Origin of the sequence: Streptomyces nitrosporeus (genome assembly GCF_008704555.1) — a bacterium.
GTDB classification, from domain to species: Bacteria; Actinomycetota; Actinomycetes; order Streptomycetales; family Streptomycetaceae; genus Streptomyces; species Streptomyces nitrosporeus.
Genome location: NZ_CP023702.1, coordinates 230,650 through 250,588, shown reverse-complemented (window position 1 = coordinate 250,588; position 19,939 = coordinate 230,650). Strand labels below are relative to the sequence as shown.

Here is a 19,939-nt window from a genome sequence, read left to right as displayed (position 1 = left end):
GAGGATGCGGCCCGTGCGCCGTTCCGTCCGGCGGAATACGGACGCCGGGTCCGTGGCCGGTGCGTCATGGCCGGACGGGTCAGCGGGCGTCGTGGAAGATGATGCCGAGGGTTGTGCGGCGGCCGGACTCCACGGCGCTGGTGCCGTGCCGCACCGGATGGCGGCGGAAGCCGTGCTCGCCCCGTACGGGGCGGTGGCGGACCGGGAAGATCATCGCCTGGCCGAGCTGTGGCTTCACGACGACGGCCCGCGACTGGGACCGGGGGCGCTGTTCGACGAAGACGTTCTCGCCGCCGGTGAAGTCCTCTCCGGGCCGGGCGAGCATGACGGTGATCTGCAACGGGAAGACGATGTCGCCGTAGACGTCCTGGTGCAGGCAGGCGTAGTCGCCCGCACCGTAGCGCAGGATCAGCGGGGTGGGCCGGATCTGGCCGTTGGCCGCGCACTCGGCGAGCAGCCGGTCCAGGAGGGCGGGGAAGGCGCGCTCGTTCAGCAGCGGCGCCCACTGGTTGGCCATCCACGCCAGGGGCGGATACAGCTGTTCGCGCAGCGCCCGGACCAGGGGGACCGCGGCCGGGTCGGCGTAGTACTTGTAGGTGCCGCGGCCGAGCCCGTGGCGCTGCATCACCACGGTGGAGCGGAACAGCGCGGGGTCCTCATAGGTGCTGATCACCTCCTCGCACTGCTCGGGTGAGAGCAGCGGCTCGGTGACCGCCACCCCGTTCTCGTTCAGCTGTGCGTACAGGGCGGCCCAGTCCAGGTCCCGGAGCGTGGGCAGCTCGCTGCTGAACGCCGTCCGCGGGGGACCGCCGGCCCGGAAGGAGTCGTCGAAGAGAGGGGCGGGCAGGCCGGCCGAGTGGATCATGGCAGCGCTTTCACTGTCGGGAGGAGGGGCGGGGAGCAGGGAGAGGGGGGTCAGAACAGCCGTGAGGCCGCCACCTCGGTGGGTTCCTCCAGGGTGAGCAGAGCACGTTTGCGGGCGAGGCCCCCCGCGTAGCCGGTGAGTGAGTTGTCGGCGCCGACGACCCGGTGGCACGGGACGAGGACGCAGAGCGGGTTGGCGCCCACGGCCTGGCCGACCCGTTGGGCCAGCCTGGGGGTGCCGAGGCGTTCGGCGATGGCCCCGTACGTGGTGGTCCCGCCGTGGGGGACGGCCTTGACCAGGTCCCAGACCGCGTGCTGGAAGGTGTCTCCCTCGGGTGCGAGCGGCAGTGCGAAGTGGCGGCGCCGCCCGGCGAGGTAGTCGTGGAGCTGTTCGGCGGCCTCGGCGAACAGAGGGTCCTCCTCGGCGGGGACCCGGGGCCCGAGCGCCTCCTCGGCGGGGCGGCGGACGTGGTCGGCGAAGTACAGGCCGGACAGGGCCCGGCCCCGGGCGACGAGGGTGAGGGGGCCGAGACCGGAGTCGATGACGGTGTGCCGGGTGTCCATGGTCGGTCCTCGTGTCGGTGCGGTGCGGTGCGGTGCGGTGCTGTGCGGACGGGTGCTGTCCGGCCGGTGGGGCGGACCGGGGACGGACAGGGTGCGGTCCCGGAGGACCCGGGGGCTCATCTTCCGGCGGGCGTCGGGGCGTTCCTGTCCAGGCGGCCGAAGTCGGAGTCGCAGGGCCAGCTGCAGAACCCGGCGCGCTCCACCTCCTCGTAGAAGGGGGTGCCGTCGTCGCCGCGGTGGGCGGCACGGTCGTGGTGGAGGTGGACGAGCGGATCGCCGTGCCGGTCCATCGGGCCGTACCGTTCGGCGCGCCAGACGAAGTCCTGGTCCTCGCCGCCCCAGCCGCAGAACCGCTCGTCCATGCCGCCGATCCGGGTGAACAGGTCCTCGCGCAGCCATACACAGCCCCCTGGGGGCCGGCGCAGGAAGACCCCGCGCAACCGGTCCTGGCCGGGCTCGGGGGCTCCGTCGAGGCAGCGGGCACGGACCGCGCGGGAGCTGGCGGAGGGGTCGAGGAAGAGCATGTCCTCGAACGGCCAGTGGGCCTGGGTCCCGGGGCGGGCGAACCGTTCGACGGCGCGGCCGACGAAGTCGCGGTCGACGAGGATGTCGCCGTCCAGGACGCAGAGCAGTTCGGCGGGGCGGGCACCGTGGACCACGCCGACGTTCACCGTCCAGGACTTGTTGAACCGCCCGTGGTCGGGGGCGAACACGTAGGCGTCGCAGGCGTCGGAGAACAGGTCGCGCCAGCGGGGCCGGCTGTCGCTCTCCACCACGACGACGCGGTAGCGCTCGCGGGGGTGGGACTGGTCGGCGAGCGCGTTGAGGACGGCTGCCAGGTTGCGGACCCGGCCGGTGGCGTCGTCGGGGGCGCGGAACGGGATGACCACGGCGGCGTCCACCGGGTGATCGCCGCCGTGCGGCTTGCGGGCCGCCGCGGCCATCAGCTCCTCGGCGCCGGGCGGGTTTCCGGCGGGTCCTGCCCCGCCGGGGGCGCCGGGCTGGACGAGCAGCCGGGAGAGCGATTCGGTGCGGGCGGCGGCGGCCCGCAGCGCGTCGACGGCGTCACTCTCCCCGCCGGGGCGGCCCAGCAACGAGGTGAGCGCCGTCGTCAGTGCCGCTGCGGCGACGCTGTCGGAGGGGTCGCCGGTGAGGTGTTCCGCCGCGGTCCGGACGCGGTCGTCGCCGATCGCGGTGAGCGCCCCCACGGCGGCGCGGTGGGCGTCGGCCGACCAGTCCCAGTAGTCGGGAGCGACCGCGCGGCAGGCCGGGTCGTGGACCAGGACCAGGCTGCTGGTGGCCGAGGCGGCCAGCGCGGCGGGCTCGGACGGTCGGGCGTCGGACATGTTCGCGGCTCCATGGGGGTGTCAGGTGCGTTCGGTGATGCCGGTGGGGCCGGCTGGTCAGCGGCCGTCCGGGTCCCGGGCCCAGCGCAGGGCGGTGAGGTCGGGCACCACCACATCGGCCCGGGCGAGGTCGGCCCCGGTGTGGGTGGTGGTGAGCGCGACGCAGCGCAGCCCGGCGGCCGCGGCGGCCCGGATCCCGGCCGGGGCGTCCTCGAAGGCGATCCCGTCGGCCGGGTGGACCCCGAGGGCCCGGCAGGCGGCCAGGTACCCCTGGGGGTCGGGCTTGCCGGCCTGGACGTCCTCGGCGGTGACGATGACCTGGAACAGTTCGGCACCGCCCACGTGGGCGAGCAGTTCGGTGGCGTGGGCCCGCAGGCCCGAGGTGACCACGGCGAGGGGAACGCCGCGGGAGTGCAGGTCGGCGAGGAGTTCGGCGGCCCCGGGGACGGCGTACGGCGGCGGGCTGTCCGGGCCCGTCAGATAGCCGCACGCCTCGTCGAACAGTTCGTCCACGGTGGGCCCGCCGAAACGGTGGACGTGGTCGGCGAGTGCTTCCTGGCCACGCCGTCCGACGAAGGTCGCCAGCAGCGCGTCGTCGCAGGGCAGGCCGTGGCTGGTGAAGAGCCGGGTCCAGGCGGCACGGCTGCGGTGCTCGGTCGCCACCAGGGTCCCGTCGAGATCGAACAGGGCTGCCTTGGCCTGGATGCGGTGGGGTTCGGGCACTGTCATCGCTGGTCGTCCTTCGTGGTTCGGCCGGCTCTCGCCGGTGAAACGGGCGGCACGGGCGGATCAGTCGGCGGTGGGCGTCGTGTGTCCGGTGTTCTCCTTGGTGGAGAACACCGCGGTGGGCGCGGCGGTTGCGCCGGCCGCGGTGCCGGGGTCCGGGTGCCCGGCCGGTGCGGTGCTGATGGCGCGGAGCGCGGCGAAGCTGCAGAGCCCGGCGATGAGGGCGAGCCCGACGCAGGTGAGGACCCAGGCGGTCGCGGATCCCGCCCAGGCGCTGCGGCTGAACCAGGAGTAGGCGGCGCCGAAGAGGGCGACGCCGGTGACCCCGACGACGGTGGAGAGGGTGTTGACGGTGCCGCTGAGCGTGCCGGCGTAGCGCGGCGAGACGGTGGCCGTGAGCAGGTTGAGCAGGGAGGTGTGGTTGATGCCGAGGCCGAAGCCCCCGATGCAGAGCACGGCGGTCAGCGGCCAGATGGCGGTGCCCGCACCGGCGGGTACGAAGGACGCGAGCGCGTACGTCACCGTGAGCATTGCGCAGCCGATGAACGGGAGGAAGCGGGTCAGGGCCTGCGGGGAGCGGGCGAAGGCGGGGCCGGCGAGGCCGAAGGCGAGAACCCAGCCGAGCGGGACGAGGCCCGCCTGCCAGGCCGGAAGGCCCAGCTGCTGCTGCACGTGCAGGGAGAGCAGGTAGAGCATGGCGATGTAGGTCAGCGTGGTGCCGGCGTAGGAGGCCAGTGACCAGCGGACGCTGGTGGCGCTCAGGGGGCGCAGGTCGAGCGCGGGGGTGCCGTTGCGGGCGATGACCCGCCGTTCGGTACGGACGAACTGGACGGCGAGCGGTACGGCCGCGGCCAGCAGCACCCAGAGCCCGCCGGGCCGCTCCAGGCTGAGCGGGATGAGGACGGCGAGCGTGGTGGCGGCGAGCAGCACGGTGCCGGGGACGTCGTTGTCGCCGCGGCCGGCCGTGGTGGCGGGCCGGTCGTGCGGGAGCAGGAACAGGCCGAGCGCCAGGATCAGTACGCCGATGGGCACGTTGATCAGGAACACGGCCCGCCAGCCGGTGCCCAGCAGGTCGGCGGAGACGATGGTGCCGCCGAGGACCTGGCCGAGCGCGGCACCGCCGGAGAGCGTGAGGACGTTCCAGCCCAGGGCGCGGGCGCGGGCCGGGCCGGTGAACCAGCGGTGGATGCCGACCAGCACCTGGGAGATCATCAGGGCGGTGGCGGCCCCTTGCAGGCACCGTCCGAAGATGAGCACGGCGGCGCTGGTCGCCACCCCGCAGACGACGGAGGAGAAGGTGAAGAGCGTCAGGCCCCACAGATAGACCCGGCGGACGCCCTGGCGTTCGCCGAGCCGGGCGGCCGGGGCGAGGAGCACGGCGGAGCAGAGCGCGTAGGCGGTGACGATGAGCGTGAGTTCGGAGCTGCTGACGTCGAGGTCGACGCTGATCGCGGGTACGGCGAGGTTGACGATCGCCAGGTCGATGTTGGCCATCGCCTGTCCGACCAGCAGCACGAGGAGGGCGGCGGCGCTGCCGAGTCCGCTGCGGCCGCCGGTGGTGGTGTGCACGGGTTTCTCCGATCTTCGCTCCCCGCCGGGGAGGGGGGCCGTCCGCCCGGACGGCCCCGATGGGTGCCGGTGGCCGTCCCGGCGGCGTCCGTCCGGGCGGTGGCCGGGTCAGACGGTGGTGGCGTCCAGGTCCAGGTCCTCGTAGCCGGCCGCCCAGGGCAGGCGGCTCTCGATGGCGGCCGCGGCGCGGACGACGAGGGCGTCGTTCCTGCGGCGGGCGGCGAGTTGCAGTCCGACGGGGACGCCGTTGCGGGCCCGGCCGACGGGGACGGACGCGGCGGGGCTGCCGATCAGGTTGAACGGGCTGGTCAGGGACCAGCCGACGAACGGATCGACGGCCTGGCCCTCGACGGTGTCGGGGCCGACCGTGTCGCGCCCGGCGGAGTTGGGGATGCCGGTGACGGCGTTCACCGGGCTGACCACGAGGTCGTAGCGGTCGAAGAGCTCCTCGAAGGCGTAGAGCACCCGGGTGCGGTCGAGGTCCTCCAGCCGGAAGTCCACGGCGCTGAACGACTCGCCGACCCGGACGGAGTCGAGGTAGCCCTGGTCGATGGAGCCGGCGTACGCGCCGAGCAGGTCGATCCCGTTGTCGCGGGAGATGGCGGCGGACTCGGCGTGGGCGACCGACAGGTAACGGCGCCACATGGCGGTCAGGTCCCCGTGCGGCAGGGGCAGCCGGAAGCCGACCTCCTCCACCGTGGCGCCGGCGTCGCGGAGCGCGGGCAGGGCGGCCCGGACGGCGGCCTCGACCTCCGGCTCGACCGGATAGCCGCCGAGGTCGGGGCTGTAGGCGACGGTCAGCCCGGTGAGGTCCCCGTGGAGGGCGTCGGTGAGCTTCTCGGGGGCGGGGAACGAGTACGGGTCGTAGGGGTGGGCGCCGGACATCAGATCGACGCCGAGGGCGGCGTCCGCGACGGTGCGGGCGAGAGGCGCGTAGCAGACCATCGGGTTGAGCCGGCGGAAGGCGTTCGGCTTGGCGGGCACCGGGACCCGGCCGAAGCTCGGCATCAGGGTGAAGACCCCGCAGAACGCGGCGGGCACACGCAGTGAGCCGCCGGCGTCGGACCCCTGGGCGAGCGGCACCATGCCGGAGGCGACCGCGGCGGCGCTGCCGCCGGAGGAGCCGCCCGCGTTCATGGTGCGGTTGAAGGGCGTGGAGGCGGGGCCGAACAGGGCGCTGTCGGTGGTGGCCTTGAACCCGAACTCGGGGGTGTTGGTCTTGCCCACGACGATCGCGCCGGCCTGTTCGAGCTTCTCGACGCAGAGGATGGTCTCCTGCGGGGTGTCCTCGGCGAACACCAGGGAGCCCCGGGCCATCCGGACCCCGGCCACCGGATCGAGGTCCTTCACCCCTATGGGGACACCGTGCAGCGGGCCGGTCGCGGTGCCGTCACCGAGGGCCCGTTCGGCCGCCGCGGCCCGGTCGAGTGCGCGCTCACCGCAGACGGTGACGAAGGCGTTGACGGCCGGGTTGATCTTCTCGATCCGGTCCAGCGCCGCCTGGACCGCTTCGACCGGGGAGATCTCGCGGTTGCGGATCGCCTCGGCCAGCCGGATGGCGCTCAGGTCGGTGGGTTCGCTCATCTCACGCCTCGCCTGGTGAGTCGGGTGTCTGATCGGTTCGGACGTGGGGGAAACACCGGAAGCGGCGCCGTGGTTGCACACCGGCGCCAGGGGGTCCCGGGGCGGCACCGGCGCCGTGACGGAACGTGACGGGCCCGGGCCGCGGACCCGCGCCGCCGTCACCGAGAGCTGTCGAGGGGTTACCGGAGTGCCGGGGACCGACTATTCTCGCCGCGCACCTTAAGGTCTAGACCTATCGGAGGTTCTGGTCATGCCCGACTTACCTCGTTCGCCTCGATCCCGTACCGCCCCTCCCGCCGCCTCGGAGATGCTGACGCTTCTCAGCGGCCACTTCGCCCGTGCGGAGCCCCGCGACCTGGCGCTCGCCTACGTCCGGGCGCTGCTTGCCGACCCCGCCAGGGGCAGCGCCGCGGAGATCGCCGCCCGGGCGGGCTCCGGCAGCGTGTGGAGCACGCAGCGGCTGCTCACCCGCACCGTGTGGGACGCCGACCTGCTGCGCGACAGCGTCCGCGCCCATGTCGTCTCGCGGCTGGGGGCCTTTGGGTCCTGCGTGGTGCTCCGCCGCCACGAGACGGTGCGGGCGGGCACCGGCTCGGTCGCGGTCGTCCCGGCGAAGGCGGCGGGACGTGAGCGCAACACCCAGGCCGCGGCCCTGCTCTGCTACGTGTCACGGGGCGTGGGCGGCCTGATCGACCGGGAACTGCACCTGCCGCCGCAGTGGACCTCGGACCCGGCACGCTGCGCACGGGCCGGTGTGCCGCCGGAGCGGATACGGCCGCGGAGCATGGCCGACCTCGGCCAGGAGATGCTGGAGCGCGCGCTCGCGGCCTCGGTCCCTGTCGACTGGGTGTTCGGAGGGCCGGAATTCGCCGGTCCCGGGCTGCGCCAGTGGCTGTGCCTCCGCCGCCTCCCGTTCTGCATCGAGCTGCCGCAGCTCCCCGGCCCCCCGGTGCCGCCCGCCGAACCGCGGCAGAAGGAGTCCTGGCAACTGCTCAGCCGGAGCCTCGGAGCGGCGTTCGGGCGCCCGGCCCCCGGCTTCGGCCTCACCCTCCTCGCCCGCCGCCACCCCTCGGGCCGTACCTCCCGCTTTCTGCTGCACGCCTCGCTCACCGCCCCGGGCATCCCGGCGGCCCGGACGATGGCGGCGGCCGGCCCGGCCGCCGCCAGGGCCGTTCACGAGGCCGACGCCCGGGCCGGGCTCAGCAGCCACCAAGTGCGCAGCTGGGTGGCCTGGTACCGGCACACCACCCTGGCGATGACGGCCGCCGCGCTGCGACTGGAGGCGGCCCCGAGGACGTCGAAGCCCAGCCCTCCGGATCCGGTGAAGACCGGCCGGGCCGAATCCGCCGGCCGTTGAGCCCCGCCGGGGGACAAGTACTGCTCCTCGACGTACGTCCTTGCCCCTCACCCGGGGTAATGCTCTAATCGATCCGGCGCAGGGGAATCGGAACACCGGAATTCGTATCCGGGCCCTCCGGCGCTTCCACCGGTTCGACTTTTCGACACTTCCCATAAACCCACTGTTCTTCTCGCGCACGGTGCTTTTTCCGAACGAGATACGGGGCGGACCGGAGCCCCTGTTCGGATGGCTCGACACCGTTTCCCGTACCAGCGTGTCTCGAATGCTATTCCGCTAGGAGTCTGCGAATCGACATGCCTCAATTGACGAGCATCACCGATCTGACGGCTGAGGGAGACATACGACTGGCCTTGGCGGGGCTCCGCGCCAGGGCGCAGGAACTCAGCCGGGCCGCGGAGGCGGCCGCCCGGGTGCTGGCGGAGCCGGACGGCCTGTCGACGGCGCTCCCCGCGTTCCGGGAGTTCGCCCGTGAGTCGGTGCCGCGCTGGCACTTCGCCATGCTCAACGACCACGAGCGCAACGATGCCCTGGCCACGGCCCTGGAACGGGTCGTTCCGCAGGGCGGGACGGTGCTGGACATCGGCGCGGGCACCGGCCTGCTGGCGATGATGGCGGTACGCGCCGGAGCCGCCCAGGTGTACAGCTGCGAGGCGAACCCGCTGATGGCGGAGGTGGCCCGGCAGGTGGTGGCGGCCGAGGGCCTCGCCGGCCAGGTGACGGTGCTGGCCTGCCGCTCCGACGAACTGGCGGTCGGCCGGGAGCTGCCCCGGCGGGTGGACGCGGTGATCTCCGAGATCGTGGACTGCGGTCTGATCGGCGAGGGCATCCTGCCGTCGGTCCGGCACGCGCGCCGTGAACTGCTGGCCCCGGGCGGGGTGATGCTCCCGCGGCGGGCCCGGCTGCTGGGCTCGCTGCTGCAGAGCGAGAACGCGGTGAACCTGAACCGGGTCGGCTCGGCCAGCGGCTTCGACGTCTCCCGCCTGAACTCCTTCGCCACGCCCGGCCACTTCCCGATCCGTCTGCACACCTGGCCGCACCGGGCGCTCTCGGACCGGGTGGAACTGGTCTCCTTCGACTTCGCCGCGGATCCGCTGGAGCCCGGCGGTCGCAAACTCGCGGTGCCGGTGAGCGAGTCGGGGACGGTGCACGGCCTGGCCGCCTGGTTCGAGCTGGACCTGGGGGGCGGTGTCACCCTGCGCAACTCGCCGGAGAACATCGGCTCCCACTGGATGCAGGCACTGGTCCCCCTGGCCGAGCCGGTCGACGTGGAGGCCGGCTCCACCCTGATGCTCGACCTCTCCTGGAGCGAGACCAGCCTCTCCCTCGCGTGACCGCCCCGCGCGACACCGCCCGGACCGCGGTTCCACACATCCACCAGCGGAAGGCAGATCCGAACATGTCACACGCACCTGTTCCCTACCAGCCGTTCGAACTGCGCGGTGACGCGCTCCGCGAGGCCGTCGTCGGCTACGCGGCCAACCCGGTCTACACGGACAACGAGGAGTGGGAGAACTCCGACAACCCCTACCGACGGCAACTGCGCCCCCAGGTGCTGCCCTACCTGGACTTCGACCGGGTGCCGGGCCGCGCACAGGTCCTGGAGTACAGCAGCCTGGCCGCCCAGCGCCTGCTCACCAGCATCTACGAAGCCGACCTGGTGTTCTTCCCGAAGGCCGGGCTGGGCGAGCTGACGGAGGACTTCCGCCGCTACTACAGCCCGGACAACCGGGCCCGCGGCGAGATGATCAGGCCGGCGCTGGAACGTTTCGCCTTCGGCTTCCTCGACCAGGAGGTCGAGGTGAGCGGTGACTGGACCACCGACGGTCTGCTCACCTACCTGGAGGGACTGGACGTCTACGCCCAGGGCGGGGCGTCCCCCGCGGAGAAGGCGATCCGCGACTCCGCCGACCCGCGGCGGGCGGCCCGGATGTGGCTCATCCAGTTCGCCCCCGATTTCCTTTCCGAGGCGTCACCGATGGCCCGGAACGTACTCGGCTATTACGGCGCCGAGCAGTCCGAATGGTTCAAGATCCTGATCGACGAGTACGGTTACGGCGTCCACGACACCAAGCACAGCACTCTTTTCGAGGCGACCTTGGAATCCGTCGGTCTGGGGTCCGACGTCCACCGTTACTGGCAGTACTACCTGGTGTCCAGCCTGGCGCTGAACAACTACTTCCACTATCTGGGGAAGAACCACGAGAACTTCTTCCGTTATGTCGGGGCGCTGTACTACACGGAAAGCACCCTGGTCGATTTCTGCCGTCGCGCGGAGAGCCTTCTCGCGGACGTGTTCGACGGCGCCGCGGACGCCCGGTACTTCTCGGAGCACGTCCACATCGATCAGCACCACGGGCGGATGGCGCTGGACAAGCTGGTGAAGCCGCTGATCGAGCGCCACGGCGAGCAGATCATCCCGGAGATCGTGCGCGGCATCGAGGAGTTCCGGCTGCTGAACACCATCGCGGACGACGACTTCGCCACCCAGATCGCGTGGATGGACGACGCCGACCGGTACAAGGATCTGCACGACCCCGTGTACGCGGCGATCCAGGAGGGCCGGGTCACCGCCCCCGTGGCCGACATCGTGGAACCCCACGGCGAACTGTCGAACACCCACAGCCACGAGGGCGACGAACTCTGCCACATCGTCAGCGGCACCATGCGCTTCGTCAGCGGCTTCAACTCCTACCGCATCCTGGAGGCCGGAGAGGGAACGGTGATCCAGCGCAACCGCCTGCACGGCGCGATCATCGAGTCCGAGGAGTGCGTCTACCAGATCTACTCGGTCGGGGATCACCGCACATGCCTCTCGTGACCTTCCGGACCAGCGGAGCGGGCAACTGCGTCCGGGTCGCCGACCTGCCGTACGTGTACATCCGCACCGGGACCGGGGGCGCGGTGCTCCCCGCGTCCTGCCCGCACCGGGGCGGCCCGCTCAACCTGGGCGTACCGGACGCGGACGGCCGGCGGCTGGTCTGCCCCTGGCACGAGCGGGGCACATCGCTCAGCCGGCTGCGCCGTCAGGTGCCCGCCGTCCGGTCCGGCGACACCGTCACCGCGGTGCTGCCGGGCCCGGAGGGCGCCGCCGTGGAACTCTGCCATCTACCGCTGTCCCCGGCGCTCGCCGCCGGGGACTGAACCGCCGCGGGAGCGGCGTGCTGCCGCCCCGGCAGACAGGATCCCCCGTTGAACCCCTTGCCCGTCTCCCAGGCGGCCGTCATCGTCGATCCCTTCTCCTCCGGGGCGCAGTACGCGCCGGAGTTCGCCTCCCGCGGCATCGCCACGGTCGCGGTCAGCTCGCTTCCGGCGGTTCCCGCGGCCTACGCCGACTCCTGGGACCCCGCGCTCCACCACCGGATCCACACCTTCGACGGCGACCTGGACCGCCTCGTGGCGGCGCTGCGGCCACTGTCACCGCGCTGTGTGCTGGCGGGCGCCGAGAGCGGTGTCGAACTCGCCGACCAGCTCACCGGACGCCTGCTCCCGGAACAGGCCAACGTCCCGGCGCTGGCCGCCGCGCGCCGGGACAAGGGCGCCATGGCCCAGGCCCTGCGTGACGCGGGCGTCCCCGCCATCGCCCAGATCTGCACCGACGATCCGGAGGCGGTGCGGGCCTGGATCGACCGGGAGGGCCTGCGGGGCAAGGACCTGGTCGTCAAGCCGCCCAAGAGCGGCAGCACCGACGGGGTCACCCGCGTACCGGCGGGCACGGACTGGCGGATCCCGTTCGACGCCCAGCTCGGCCGGATCAACCAGTGGCACAACCTCAACGACCGGATGCTGGTCCAGGAGTACGCCCACGGCACCGAGTTCGTCGTCGACACCTTCAGCCACCGGGGCCGGCACACCGTCGCAGACATCTGCCGCTACGGGAAGACGGACAACGGCGGGCAGATGGCCGTCTACCAGAGCCTCACCTGGGTCGCGCCGGACAGCCCGGAGGTGCCGGTGCTGACCCGCTACGCGGAGGCCGTCCTCGACGCGGTGGGCCTGCGGCACGGCACCGCGCACATCGAGATCATGCTGACCGCCGGCGGCCCCCGGCTGATCGAGATCAACTCCCGCCCGCACGGGGGCGGCCACCCCGCGTTCAACCTCGTGGCGACCGGGGACAGCCAGGTGCACCGCGCGGTCCGCTGGTTCGCCGGGGAGGAGGCCGCCCCGAAGGGGTACCACCTGCTGAAGCACATGACGGTGCTGTTCCTGATGGCCCGCCGGCCCGGCACCGTCTCGAACACCGCGGCCCTGCGCGGTATCGAGGAGCTGCCCTCCTACCACCACTCGGCGGTCAAACTCCGTGACGGCGACCTGATCGAGGTGACCCGAGACCTGCTGGCCACCCTCACCCTCGGCTTCGTCGTCCTGGCCCACCCCGACCCCGAGCAGGTCGCGAAGGACACGGCGGCGGTCCGCGCCATGGAGGACGCCCTGCTCATCACCCCCGCGCCCGTGGCCACCGGGACAGGCGGCCACCGGTGACCTCGACGGCCCTCGCCGTAGCGGCCAGCCCGGCCTTCCTCGCCAGCTGCACGGCCGTGATCTGCAGTCCGGGCCCGGACAGCATGCTGGTGCTGCGCCTGGTCAGCCGTGCCCGCCGCCGTCCTCCGGTGCTGGCCGCCGCGGCGGGCATGCTGATCGCCGGGGCCGGATACGCCGTCGCGGCGATCACCGGCAGCATGGCCGTGGTGATGCTCCGGCCCGAACTGTTCCTGGCCTGGCAGATCGCCGGAGCGTCGGTGCTTACCCTGACCGGCGCACGGGCGCTGTGGGAAGCACTGCGGCCCGAGCAGCAGGCAGCCCCTCAGCCCGCCACGGCCGGGGGGCCGCCGGCCGACCGGCTGCCGAGGCACCTGCTGCTCGGCTTCCTCTGCACCGCCGGGAATCCGAAGGTCGGCCTCTTCCTGACCGTCTTCCTCCCGCAGTTCCTGCCCGTGGAGGCCCCGTCGGCCGCGGCACTGTCCCTGCTCGCCCTGGTGTACCTGGCCATCGTCGCGCTCTGGCTGCTGATCCTCACCGAGGTGGGCGTACGGATGGTGACCAGGCGGACGGCGGGCGAGACCGCGTTCCCCCCGCTCGCCGCCCGGATCGGCAACGCCGTCGCGGGGCTGGTCCTCCTGGTCCTCGCCCTCACCCTGTTCGTCCGCTGACCGGCCGGCGCGCGGCCGGATACCGCCCCGCACCGGCCGCGCGGCCGGTGCGGGGCGGTCAGGCCGCCACGGGGCGGCAGCTCAGACACGGGCGGTAGCCGGCGTGCCGCGCCGCGGCCGCCGACCCGAACGGCACCCGGTGCCGGTCGGTGATCCGGCGGGCGTGCGCACAGGTCGGGTAGCAGAAGATCCTGGTGGTGCCGCTGCCCAGATAGTGGGTGCCGGCCGCGGCGAACCGCCCCAGCCGCTCCTCGTCGATCCCTTCGTACGCCCGCAGCCGCTCCGTCAGCGCCACCGGCAGACCGCAGTCGACCGGCCGGCCGTCCTCGTCACCGAGCCGGTGGACGGGGATCAGCACCGGGGCGGGCCCGGACCGCACCGCCTCCAGCAGCTCCGCCGCCGTGGCGTCCGGCATCCCCGCCTCGGGCCCCAGCCAGTCCACCGGCCGCAGCTGGCCGCGCGGAATGCCCCGCACCGCCTCCAGGACCCGGGACCGGGACTCCGGCAACGATCCGTAGTCGTAGCGCAGGTTCCGGTCACGGCCGGTCCGCAGAGCCCCCACGACCCCCGGCAGCGGCCGGCCCGCGGGAAGCGCCGCCCGGCCGGTACGGAGCAGGTGCCGCTCCTCGAAATCCTCCGGCCCGGCATACCCGTCCACCGGACCGGCCCCGGTCACCGCTCCCCGGCCGTGCGCGACGAACAGCGCGACCACCGGGCCCGCGACCACGGAGTAGCGGTCGTACGCGCTCTCGGCGACGCCCGCCCGCCGCAGAATCCGGATCCCCAGATCCACCGGCATGGGGGCCCGCAGGCCGTCGAACCCGAGCGGTGCGCCGTCGGCGCTCGCGATACCGTCCATCCCGGCCCGCGCGGCACCGGCCGGCCCGCCGGGCCTCTCGTACAGGCCACTCATCGGATCACCTCCTCCTGCGTCAGCCGGGGCATCTCGCGCAGCGCCGCCAGTCCTCGTGACACCTGGGCCTTGACCGTCCCGGCCGGACACCCCAGCAGTTCCGCGATCTCCGTGTAACCCAGCCCGGCGATGTGTCTGAGCACCACCGGAACCCGGTAGAGCTCGGGCAGCTCGGCGAGCGCCGCCACCAGCCTCTCCCGCTCCACGACGTGCTCCGCCCGCTGCTCGGGCCCCGGACTTCCGTCGGTGAGCGGCAGCTCCCCGACATCCACACCCGCGTCCGCGACCGGCCGCCGCGTCAGCGTACGTACATGGTTGCGCCATACATTCGTACCGATCGCCAGCAGCCACGCTCGCGGCTGCAGGGCCCGGCGCCGCTCGGGCGGATATCCGAACAGCGCCGTGTACGCCCGTAAGAACGTGTCCTGTACGAGATCTTCCACATCACGCGAGTCACCGGAGAGGCGCAGCAGCACCGAGTACACGACCCCGCCGTGGGACCGCACCAGCTCGGCGAAGCCGCGGTCGAGATCCACCGCGAGCAACTCGGGCACCTGAAGAGGCATCTCATCCATCACCCTTCACAACACCACGCCGCGCCCGGCGGTTGCACGCGGGCCTTCACGACCGATGAGCAAGGCCGGTGAACTGCCGGGCCGGGCCCGTCGTCGGATCGGTGGCCGGTACGAACGAGGCGGCGCGAGCTGCGGACTGCGGACTGCGGACTGCCGGTGGGCGCGGCCCGGCTGATCCATGGCGACGCGTGGCCCGGCTCCCGCCCGGGACGCTCGCCGCGTACTCGACAGGCCGACCGTGGTACGGATCCTGACCTCACCGCCCCGGTTCCCCTCCCGTCCGCTGTGCCGGCGCCATGGGCCCCGGCTTCGCCACCGTCGTCACTTCCGGCAGAGAGGCCGAAGCCGCAGCCGGTCCCACCGCGGCGGCCTTCCGCGTAACCTGCCGCGTCGTGATCACCCGCGCCCGCCGGCGGACCGGCCCCGGCCTGCGGGCAGCCGGTTGCCACGCTGCCCCGGGCCTGCGCGCGCAGGCGATGGTGCGCTGGGCGCGCCCCGGCTGAGAGTCCGGGGGAGGGGCGGCCGCCCGCCCAGTACGTATGACAGGGGATCCCCGTGCCCGCCATGCCGCCGCCTCCCAGCAGCGATACTGGACGCATGGACCCGACGATCACCGCCCCCCGCGCCGAGGTGCTGAGGGAGCGCTACCGCAGCCGACTGCCCGAGCGCTTGCAGGAGCTGGCCGGCCCTGTCGAGGGCGACGTGGACCTGCCGCTCCACATCGTCTGGTCCGGGCGGACGAGCTACAGCCTGGACCGCCCGAAATCCCGCGTGACGCTCTACCGGACCGTCCTCGCAGAAGGACTGGGGGAGGACCTGGTGGCCCTCCTGCACCACCGGCTGCTCACCGAGCAGTGGCCCGTGTTGCGGCGCTTGATCAGTCCCTACATCCGCGAGGTCTGGGAGGACGCCTTCCCCGAGCTGCTCCGCACCGCTCCCGCCGGCACGACCGCCGCGTGAAGCTCACTCCGCTCCACGAGCGTCTCCTCGCCGACATCCTCGACCTCGGCTCCCCCTACCCCCTGGTCCTCACCGGCGGATACGCCGTGCAGGCCCACGGTCTCGTCGACCGCTTCAGCCGCGACCTCGACGTCGCCACCGAGAACCCCGCTCCGATGCGGGAGATCGTCGCCTCGCTCACCGCAGGCCTCGGCGCGCGCGGATGGCGGATCACGCACGTCCGGACCGATCCGCTCAGCGGCCGGTTCCTCGTGACCGATCCGGACACCGGCGAGGAGTGCGAGGTCGACGTCCTCAAGGAGGCGCTCTGGGCCCCGCCCGCCCAGACCCCCTACGGCCCCGTTCTCTCCCTCGACGACGTGATCGGTACCAAGGTCCGTGCCCTCGCCGACCGGGGCACCGTCCGCGACCTCATCGACGTCCAGGCCGCCTCCCGCCACCGCTCCACCGCCGACCTCGAATCCCTGGGCCGCCGCCGCGCCCACGACGAGTTCAGCCTCGAAGACCTCCGGGACCGGCTGATCGGCGCGGACTGGTACGAGGACGAGGACTACACCGCGTACGGGCTCACCTCACGGCAGATCGAAGAACTCAAGGCGTGGGCGCTGGAGTGGGCGGAGGATCTGGGCGCGCGGATCCATGACGAGAACGCCTGAGAGGCCGTCACACGTCCACCGCCTCCACCGCCGTCGCAACGGGAGGACGCGGCGGGGCCGGCAGGTTCCGACCCGGAGCCGTCCACGGTGGGCGACTTCCCCGCACCGCGGATGTACAGGGCGGCCGAGCGGTACGCCGCAGTGGACTCATGGCGAAACCGGGCTGTGGTAACGGCCGAACACCGCGTGCCGTTCCCGCTCCCAGGTCCAGTCGGGGTCCCGACGGCGGAACTCGGTAACGGCCGGTTCGAAGAACCGGCCGGAAGGCTTCCGGCTGGACCCATTGACCACCGGTGCTGACAGCATCGGCTCAGGACCGGTGTTCTCCCGGCGGCAGACGTCTGCCAGCGGAAGCGACATCATCCGGCCGTGGCAGTGCCCGGTGATTTGGGTGTTCCGGTGCCACAGCCTCGCTCAGCGCCTTGCAGGTGCCGTCCGGCCCCGCTCGGGCCCACCCCTTCAGAATCGCTGCCATGGCGTCCCGTGTGGCCGTCGTTGCCGGCGCCGGCCTGGCTTCAGGGGCGGAGGCGGACGGCTCGAGGGCTACCGCCATCGGCAACTGCTGGATGCGATCCGTCCGGAGTCCGTTCGGTTACTGCTGCCCGGGGGCGGAGACGGCTGGATGTCCGTAGGCTCCTGCACGGAATTGTGCGGGTGTTCCGGACTTCTCGTTCTCCGCGTCGTTTTGACCGCGCGGCGACTGATGTTGCCCGACGTCTTCTTCGGGTTCCAGCCTTGCCGATCGGCCTTTCCCCGCGCAGATCGTTTGTTAGGTTTCGCGGTGTGCCGCCCCTGCCTCTCGCCGCATCCGGATCTGCTGCCTTCATTCCGCACGCGCTGATTGTGATGGCGGGGGAGGAGCCATCGCTTGCCTGGGACGGCGGCTTCTGTCCCTGCGAATCAGGGGGTACGTACAACCGGCGTATGTGTGAAGTGCATCTACCGTGAACGCGGTATCAGGCTCGTGGTGCGGTTCCACACCCGGTCCGGTGCTACGCGCCGGTTCCTGGGACCCTCATCGCCCGTCGCCGTCGCAAGGGTGGGCGAGCAGGTCGATGTCATCTACGATCCCAGGAATCCCGAGAACGCCGGGGCACCGCCAGTCGCACCGCATTCATGCTGCTGTCCCTCGGCGGGCTCATAGCGGCGGTGGGGATACTGCTCCTTGCGTGGGTCTTCCTGGGCTAGGCAGTGTCTTCAAATGGCTCCTGCTGAAATTTGTTGCAGAACGTCTGAGGCAGGGCATTCCTCTTGTACGGGCGGGGTGTTGCGGGCCGGGTCATTGTGGGTGGAGACGTTCGCCGACTTGCGAATGAGCCGGTTCGAGAAGTTGGTGAAGGTGGTACGGGAGGGGGGGAGGGAACGGTCCCGGTGGAAGGTGCCCGTGGTGCCTGCCCCTGGCCGACCGGGTCCTGCTGGTGTCCGTCTACCACCGGACCAACCTCACGATGCGCCAGTTTGCCCCGTTTTTCGGCTGTTCCTCTGCCGCTGTCTGCGGGGTCATCCATCGCCTGCGGCCGCTTCTCGCGCTGGAGCCGGCGCCGCAGCCCGTCGCGGATGTCGAACGGTTGTGGATCGTGGACGGAACCCTTGTCCCGGTCCGCGACCGCGAGGTCGCCGTGTCCTCCCGTAACTATCGGTTCTCAGCGAACGTGCAGGCCATCGTCCACGCGGACAGCCGCTTGGTGATCGCCTCAGCCCGCCCCGGCCCCGGGGAGAAGGCTGACACCCACTCCTGCACGGCCAGGGGGAGGCCAACGCCGAACACCGACGCAACCGCGCCCGCGCCGAGCGCAGTTTCGCCCGCGTGAAGAACTGCGAAACCCTCCGCGACTGCCGCCAGGAAGGAGACGGACCCCACCACGCCGTCGCCACCATGCACAACCTCGCCATGACAGGCTGGACCAGCAGACCGAACGCCGCCCTGGCCTGCCCGCGCCCGCCCTTCTGAAGCAACCTTTAGACATTCGGCGAGAAGTGAGTGTGTGTGACCCGGGGGCCAAGACCGTGTAGGACACGATCTGAAGATCACTGAGGACGTGCAGGTGCAATGAAAGACCAGCCTCTACGGGTAATTCGGCTCAAGGGCAACGAAAAAATTCCGTTGTCGGCACGCCTCCTGCTCCGGCGTGCGAGGAAGCGTCGAAGGACGGGACTGCTCTTCCATTGCGCGATGCGCGACTCATTTCGCAGCGCAACCCTGAAATGGTCAATCGTTTCGATTGAGCACGAGGGGGATATTCTTTGTGAAATGAACAACACTACTCTCAAGCGCCCCATGTTCATTGAGCTGCCACCAGGGCGTCGGGAGCTGACTTTCCGGGTGGTGCGCGCCCGGAAAAGCATGAGTACCCTTTTCACTGAAGAGATAGCACTTCGTGAGGGTGGTATCTTCATTGCGCTGTGCGAGCCCATTCAGCCGAATGTCTTCTATCGTAAGAGCCCTACGGAAGACGCTTGGAGAATCGGACAAATGAACCCTACTTCCCGGAAATGACGGATTTGCTCGGCCGCGAAAAAGGATTTCATTGAACGTCTTTCATCCTGGCGCTTGAGGAGTGGAACGACCTGGTCAGGTGGGGTGGTGACGAGGTGAAGCCCCTCGTCGTCGGTGTGGTGATCTCACTCGACACGCCGACGGCCGGGGGGCTTCGTCGGTTCCGTAACCTTCCATGCCTGACGTCCCGCACGAGCTGGTGGAGCACGTCTCGTGGCTCGTCCACGCCCGAAGGCGTGAACCGCGTTCGCCCTGGCGACGGTTGAGCTGCTTCAAGCAGGCCCTTCTGACGCCGGCACACCTGCGCAAGAACGAGACCTTCGCCCGGGTCGGAGCCGGGTTCGGCGTGTCCGAAGCGACCGCCTGGCGGTACGTGGACGAGACCCTCGATGTCCTGGCCGCCTGGCCGCCCGGCCCGCACGAGGCCCTCGCCGGTCTGGCTGATCGACGCCATCCGCAGCCGCTTCAGCCGTATCGACGCCGTCGAGTACGCCCCGATCGACTCCGACCCGCCCTCATCACGGCTGCCGGCCCGGACGCGACCACTCTCCATGCCTTCCTGCCCCTGCTGCTGATCACCTTCGTGGAGGTGGCCCGCGTGGTGCTGCCGGAGATGACCGAGCGTGGCGACGGCGCCTTCCTGATGGCCATCGGCTACCCGGCCGCCCGTCGCCGGCCGGAGCGGTCCGACCGCGGTCATGGCGGCTGCCCGGAACCGGGTGCACACTCTGAACGGGGAAGTGGCCGACGCCGGCGTCTACGCGGGCACCTCGCCGTCGGCTCCCTGATCCTGAACAGCGACACCGCCGTAAGGCTGAGCACGCCGGGGCAGCACCCCGAAATCCCGGACGAGATCCTGGAGGCGATCACCACCGCGCACCCGGACGAGCTCGCCGACCACTGCTGGGACATGTACACCAAGCGCGACCGTGTCGAGCACGCCCACCCGGCCGAGCTGCCCCCGGCCCCCGCGTCCGCGTGAACTCCGCTGGACGGCACCGGCTCGTAGCCGGTGGCGCTGCCGTGAGGGGGCACTCCCCTCATGGGCGGGCATGGCGCGCAGGACGCAGTCCTGGTTGAGCCGGCCGGTGGCGTCCTCTGGCCGCCCCCTCGACCGCATCACCCACACCAGCGGTGAGCACCGCCGCTGACCGACTGCGCTCACCTCAGCGCCG

General features: G+C 71.7%; 17 protein-coding genes and 2 pseudogenes. 11 read left to right on the top strand and 8 right to left on the bottom strand.

All coding sequences use genetic code 11. The features are described 5' to 3' along the window. Nucleotides 1-79: 79 nt before the first annotated feature. The 6 genes from CP967_RS01165 to CP967_RS01140 form a co-directional block, all read right to left on the bottom strand. Complete coding sequence (locus CP967_RS01165) at nucleotides 80-865, bottom strand: 2OG-Fe(II) oxygenase (protein ID WP_150486114.1); 786 nt, start codon at nucleotides 863-865, stop codon at nucleotides 80-82. Nucleotides 866-915: 50 nt separating this feature from the next. Further along, nucleotides 916-1,428, bottom strand: a complete 513-nt coding sequence (locus CP967_RS01160) for a methylated-DNA--[protein]-cysteine S-methyltransferase (RefSeq protein WP_150486113.1) — start codon at nucleotides 1,426-1,428, stop codon at nucleotides 916-918. 116 nt (nucleotides 1,429-1,544) lie between these two features. Then, on the bottom strand, nucleotides 1,545-2,774 hold the full coding sequence (locus tag CP967_RS01155; protein WP_150486112.1) for a glycosyltransferase family 2 protein: 1,230 nt from the start codon (nucleotides 2,772-2,774) through the stop codon (nucleotides 1,545-1,547). A gap of 57 nt (nucleotides 2,775-2,831) precedes the next feature. Then, the gene (locus CP967_RS01150) at nucleotides 2,832-3,503 is read right to left on the bottom strand and encodes an HAD family hydrolase (protein ID WP_150486110.1); all 672 of its coding nucleotides are present in this window, start codon (nucleotides 3,501-3,503) and stop codon (nucleotides 2,832-2,834) included. Nucleotides 3,504-3,563: 60 nt separating this feature from the next. After that, on the bottom strand, nucleotides 3,564-5,069 hold the full coding sequence (locus CP967_RS01145; protein WP_150486109.1) for an MFS transporter: 1,506 nt from the start codon (nucleotides 5,067-5,069) through the stop codon (nucleotides 3,564-3,566). A gap of 108 nt (nucleotides 5,070-5,177) precedes the next feature. Continuing rightward, nucleotides 5,178-6,653 carry an amidase gene (locus CP967_RS01140; RefSeq protein WP_150486108.1) on the bottom strand — a complete coding sequence of 492 codons (1,476 nt, stop codon included), beginning with the start codon at nucleotides 6,651-6,653 and terminating at the stop codon, nucleotides 5,178-5,180. A 250-nt stretch (nucleotides 6,654-6,903) separates the two neighbouring features. On the opposite strand from CP967_RS01140, the gene CP967_RS01135 reads away from it, so the two are divergent. The 6 genes from CP967_RS01135 to CP967_RS01110 all read left to right on the top strand — a co-directional run bounded on the left by CP967_RS01135 (nucleotide 6,904) and on the right by CP967_RS01110 (nucleotide 13,163). Then, nucleotides 6,904-8,010, top strand: coding sequence for an IS701 family transposase (locus CP967_RS01135; protein ID WP_150486107.1), 1,107 nt, complete (start codon nucleotides 6,904-6,906; stop codon nucleotides 8,008-8,010). Between the two features lie 296 nt (nucleotides 8,011-8,306). Then, the gene (locus CP967_RS01130) at nucleotides 8,307-9,344 is read left to right on the top strand and encodes a class I SAM-dependent methyltransferase (protein WP_229888434.1); all 1,038 of its coding nucleotides are present in this window, start codon (nucleotides 8,307-8,309) and stop codon (nucleotides 9,342-9,344) included. Between the two features lie 65 nt (nucleotides 9,345-9,409). Beyond that, nucleotides 9,410-10,831 (top strand): iron-containing redox enzyme family protein, encoded by a 1,422-nt coding sequence (locus CP967_RS01125; RefSeq protein ID WP_150486106.1) that lies wholly within the window; start codon nucleotides 9,410-9,412, stop codon nucleotides 10,829-10,831. Beyond that, entirely contained in the window at nucleotides 10,819-11,154 is a 336-nt protein-coding gene (locus tag CP967_RS01120; RefSeq protein ID WP_150486105.1) for a Rieske 2Fe-2S domain-containing protein, read from the top strand. Before CP967_RS01125 ends, CP967_RS01120 begins: the two co-directional genes overlap by 13 nt. 48 nt (nucleotides 11,155-11,202) lie before the next feature. Next, nucleotides 11,203-12,495 (top strand): ATP-grasp domain-containing protein, encoded by a 1,293-nt coding sequence (locus CP967_RS01115; RefSeq protein ID WP_229888433.1) that lies wholly within the window; start codon nucleotides 11,203-11,205, stop codon nucleotides 12,493-12,495. Beyond that, nucleotides 12,492-13,163, top strand: a complete 672-nt coding sequence (locus CP967_RS01110; protein WP_150486104.1) for a LysE family translocator — start codon at nucleotides 12,492-12,494, stop codon at nucleotides 13,161-13,163. Before CP967_RS01115 ends, CP967_RS01110 begins: the two co-directional genes overlap by 4 nt. Nucleotides 13,164-13,221: 58 nt before the next feature. Here CP967_RS01110 and CP967_RS01105 read toward each other — a convergent pair whose 3' ends face one another. Both CP967_RS01105 and CP967_RS01100 read right to left on the bottom strand, forming a co-directional pair. After that, nucleotides 13,222-14,076, bottom strand: a complete 855-nt coding sequence (locus CP967_RS01105; RefSeq protein WP_229888432.1) for an Ada metal-binding domain-containing protein — start codon at nucleotides 14,074-14,076, stop codon at nucleotides 13,222-13,224. After that, complete coding sequence (locus CP967_RS01100) at nucleotides 14,073-14,642, bottom strand: RNA polymerase sigma factor (protein ID WP_308436171.1); 570 nt, start codon at nucleotides 14,640-14,642, stop codon at nucleotides 14,073-14,075. The genes CP967_RS01105 and CP967_RS01100 overlap by 4 nt, the downstream gene beginning before the upstream one ends. Before the next feature lie 606 nt (nucleotides 14,643-15,248). Between CP967_RS01100 and CP967_RS01095 the strand changes: the two genes are divergently transcribed. From CP967_RS01095 to CP967_RS34450, 5 genes and pseudogenes are all read left to right on the top strand, one after another. Next, nucleotides 15,249-15,611, top strand: a complete 363-nt coding sequence (locus CP967_RS01095; RefSeq protein WP_150486103.1) for a hypothetical protein — start codon at nucleotides 15,249-15,251, stop codon at nucleotides 15,609-15,611. Beyond that, entirely contained in the window at nucleotides 15,608-16,267 is a 660-nt protein-coding gene (locus tag CP967_RS01090) for a nucleotidyl transferase AbiEii/AbiGii toxin family protein (protein ID WP_150486102.1), read from the top strand. Before CP967_RS01095 ends, CP967_RS01090 begins: the two co-directional genes overlap by 4 nt. 1,201 nt (nucleotides 16,268-17,468) lie before the next feature. After that, nucleotides 17,469-18,218: pseudogene (locus CP967_RS01085) on the top strand (transposase family protein). Nucleotides 18,219-18,440: 222 nt separating this feature from the next. Next, complete coding sequence (locus tag CP967_RS01080) at nucleotides 18,441-18,764, top strand: hypothetical protein (protein ID WP_167535301.1); 324 nt, start codon at nucleotides 18,441-18,443, stop codon at nucleotides 18,762-18,764. A 181-nt stretch (nucleotides 18,765-18,945) separates the two neighbouring features. Beyond that, nucleotides 18,946-19,218: pseudogene (locus CP967_RS34450) on the top strand (helix-turn-helix domain-containing protein); the annotation flags it as partial. Between the last annotated feature and the right edge of the window lie 721 nt (nucleotides 19,219-19,939).

Bases quoted from the DNA above. Each gene is read 5' to 3' on its own strand.
- CP967_RS01150 (WP_150486110.1), bottom strand. From the start codon at position 3,503: ATGACAGTGCCCGAACCCCACCGCATCCAGGCCAAGGCAGCCCTGTTC.
- CP967_RS01095 (WP_150486103.1), top strand. From the start codon at position 15,249: ATGGACCCGACGATCACCGCCCCCCGCGCCGAGGTGCTGAGGGAGCGC.
- CP967_RS01155 (WP_150486112.1), bottom strand. From the start codon at position 2,774: ATGTCCGACGCCCGACCGTCCGAGCCCGCCGCGCTGGCCGCCTCGGCC.
- CP967_RS01125 (WP_150486106.1), top strand. From the start codon at position 9,410: ATGTCACACGCACCTGTTCCCTACCAGCCGTTCGAACTGCGCGGTGAC.
- CP967_RS01080 (WP_167535301.1), top strand. From the start codon at position 18,441: ATGCGCGACTCATTTCGCAGCGCAACCCTGAAATGGTCAATCGTTTCG.
- CP967_RS01135 (WP_150486107.1), top strand. From the start codon at position 6,904: ATGCCCGACTTACCTCGTTCGCCTCGATCCCGTACCGCCCCTCCCGCC.
- CP967_RS01165 (WP_150486114.1), bottom strand. From the start codon at position 865: ATGATCCACTCGGCCGGCCTGCCCGCCCCTCTCTTCGACGACTCCTTC.
- CP967_RS01100 (WP_308436171.1), bottom strand. From the start codon at position 14,642: ATGCCTCTTCAGGTGCCCGAGTTGCTCGCGGTGGATCTCGACCGCGGC.
- CP967_RS01130 (WP_229888434.1), top strand. From the start codon at position 8,307: ATGCCTCAATTGACGAGCATCACCGATCTGACGGCTGAGGGAGACATA.
- CP967_RS01160 (WP_150486113.1), bottom strand. From the start codon at position 1,428: ATGGACACCCGGCACACCGTCATCGACTCCGGTCTCGGCCCCCTCACC.
- CP967_RS01120 (WP_150486105.1), top strand. From the start codon at position 10,819: ATGCCTCTCGTGACCTTCCGGACCAGCGGAGCGGGCAACTGCGTCCGG.
- CP967_RS01140 (WP_150486108.1), bottom strand. From the start codon at position 6,653: ATGAGCGAACCCACCGACCTGAGCGCCATCCGGCTGGCCGAGGCGATC.
- CP967_RS01105 (WP_229888432.1), bottom strand. From the start codon at position 14,076: ATGAGTGGCCTGTACGAGAGGCCCGGCGGGCCGGCCGGTGCCGCGCGG.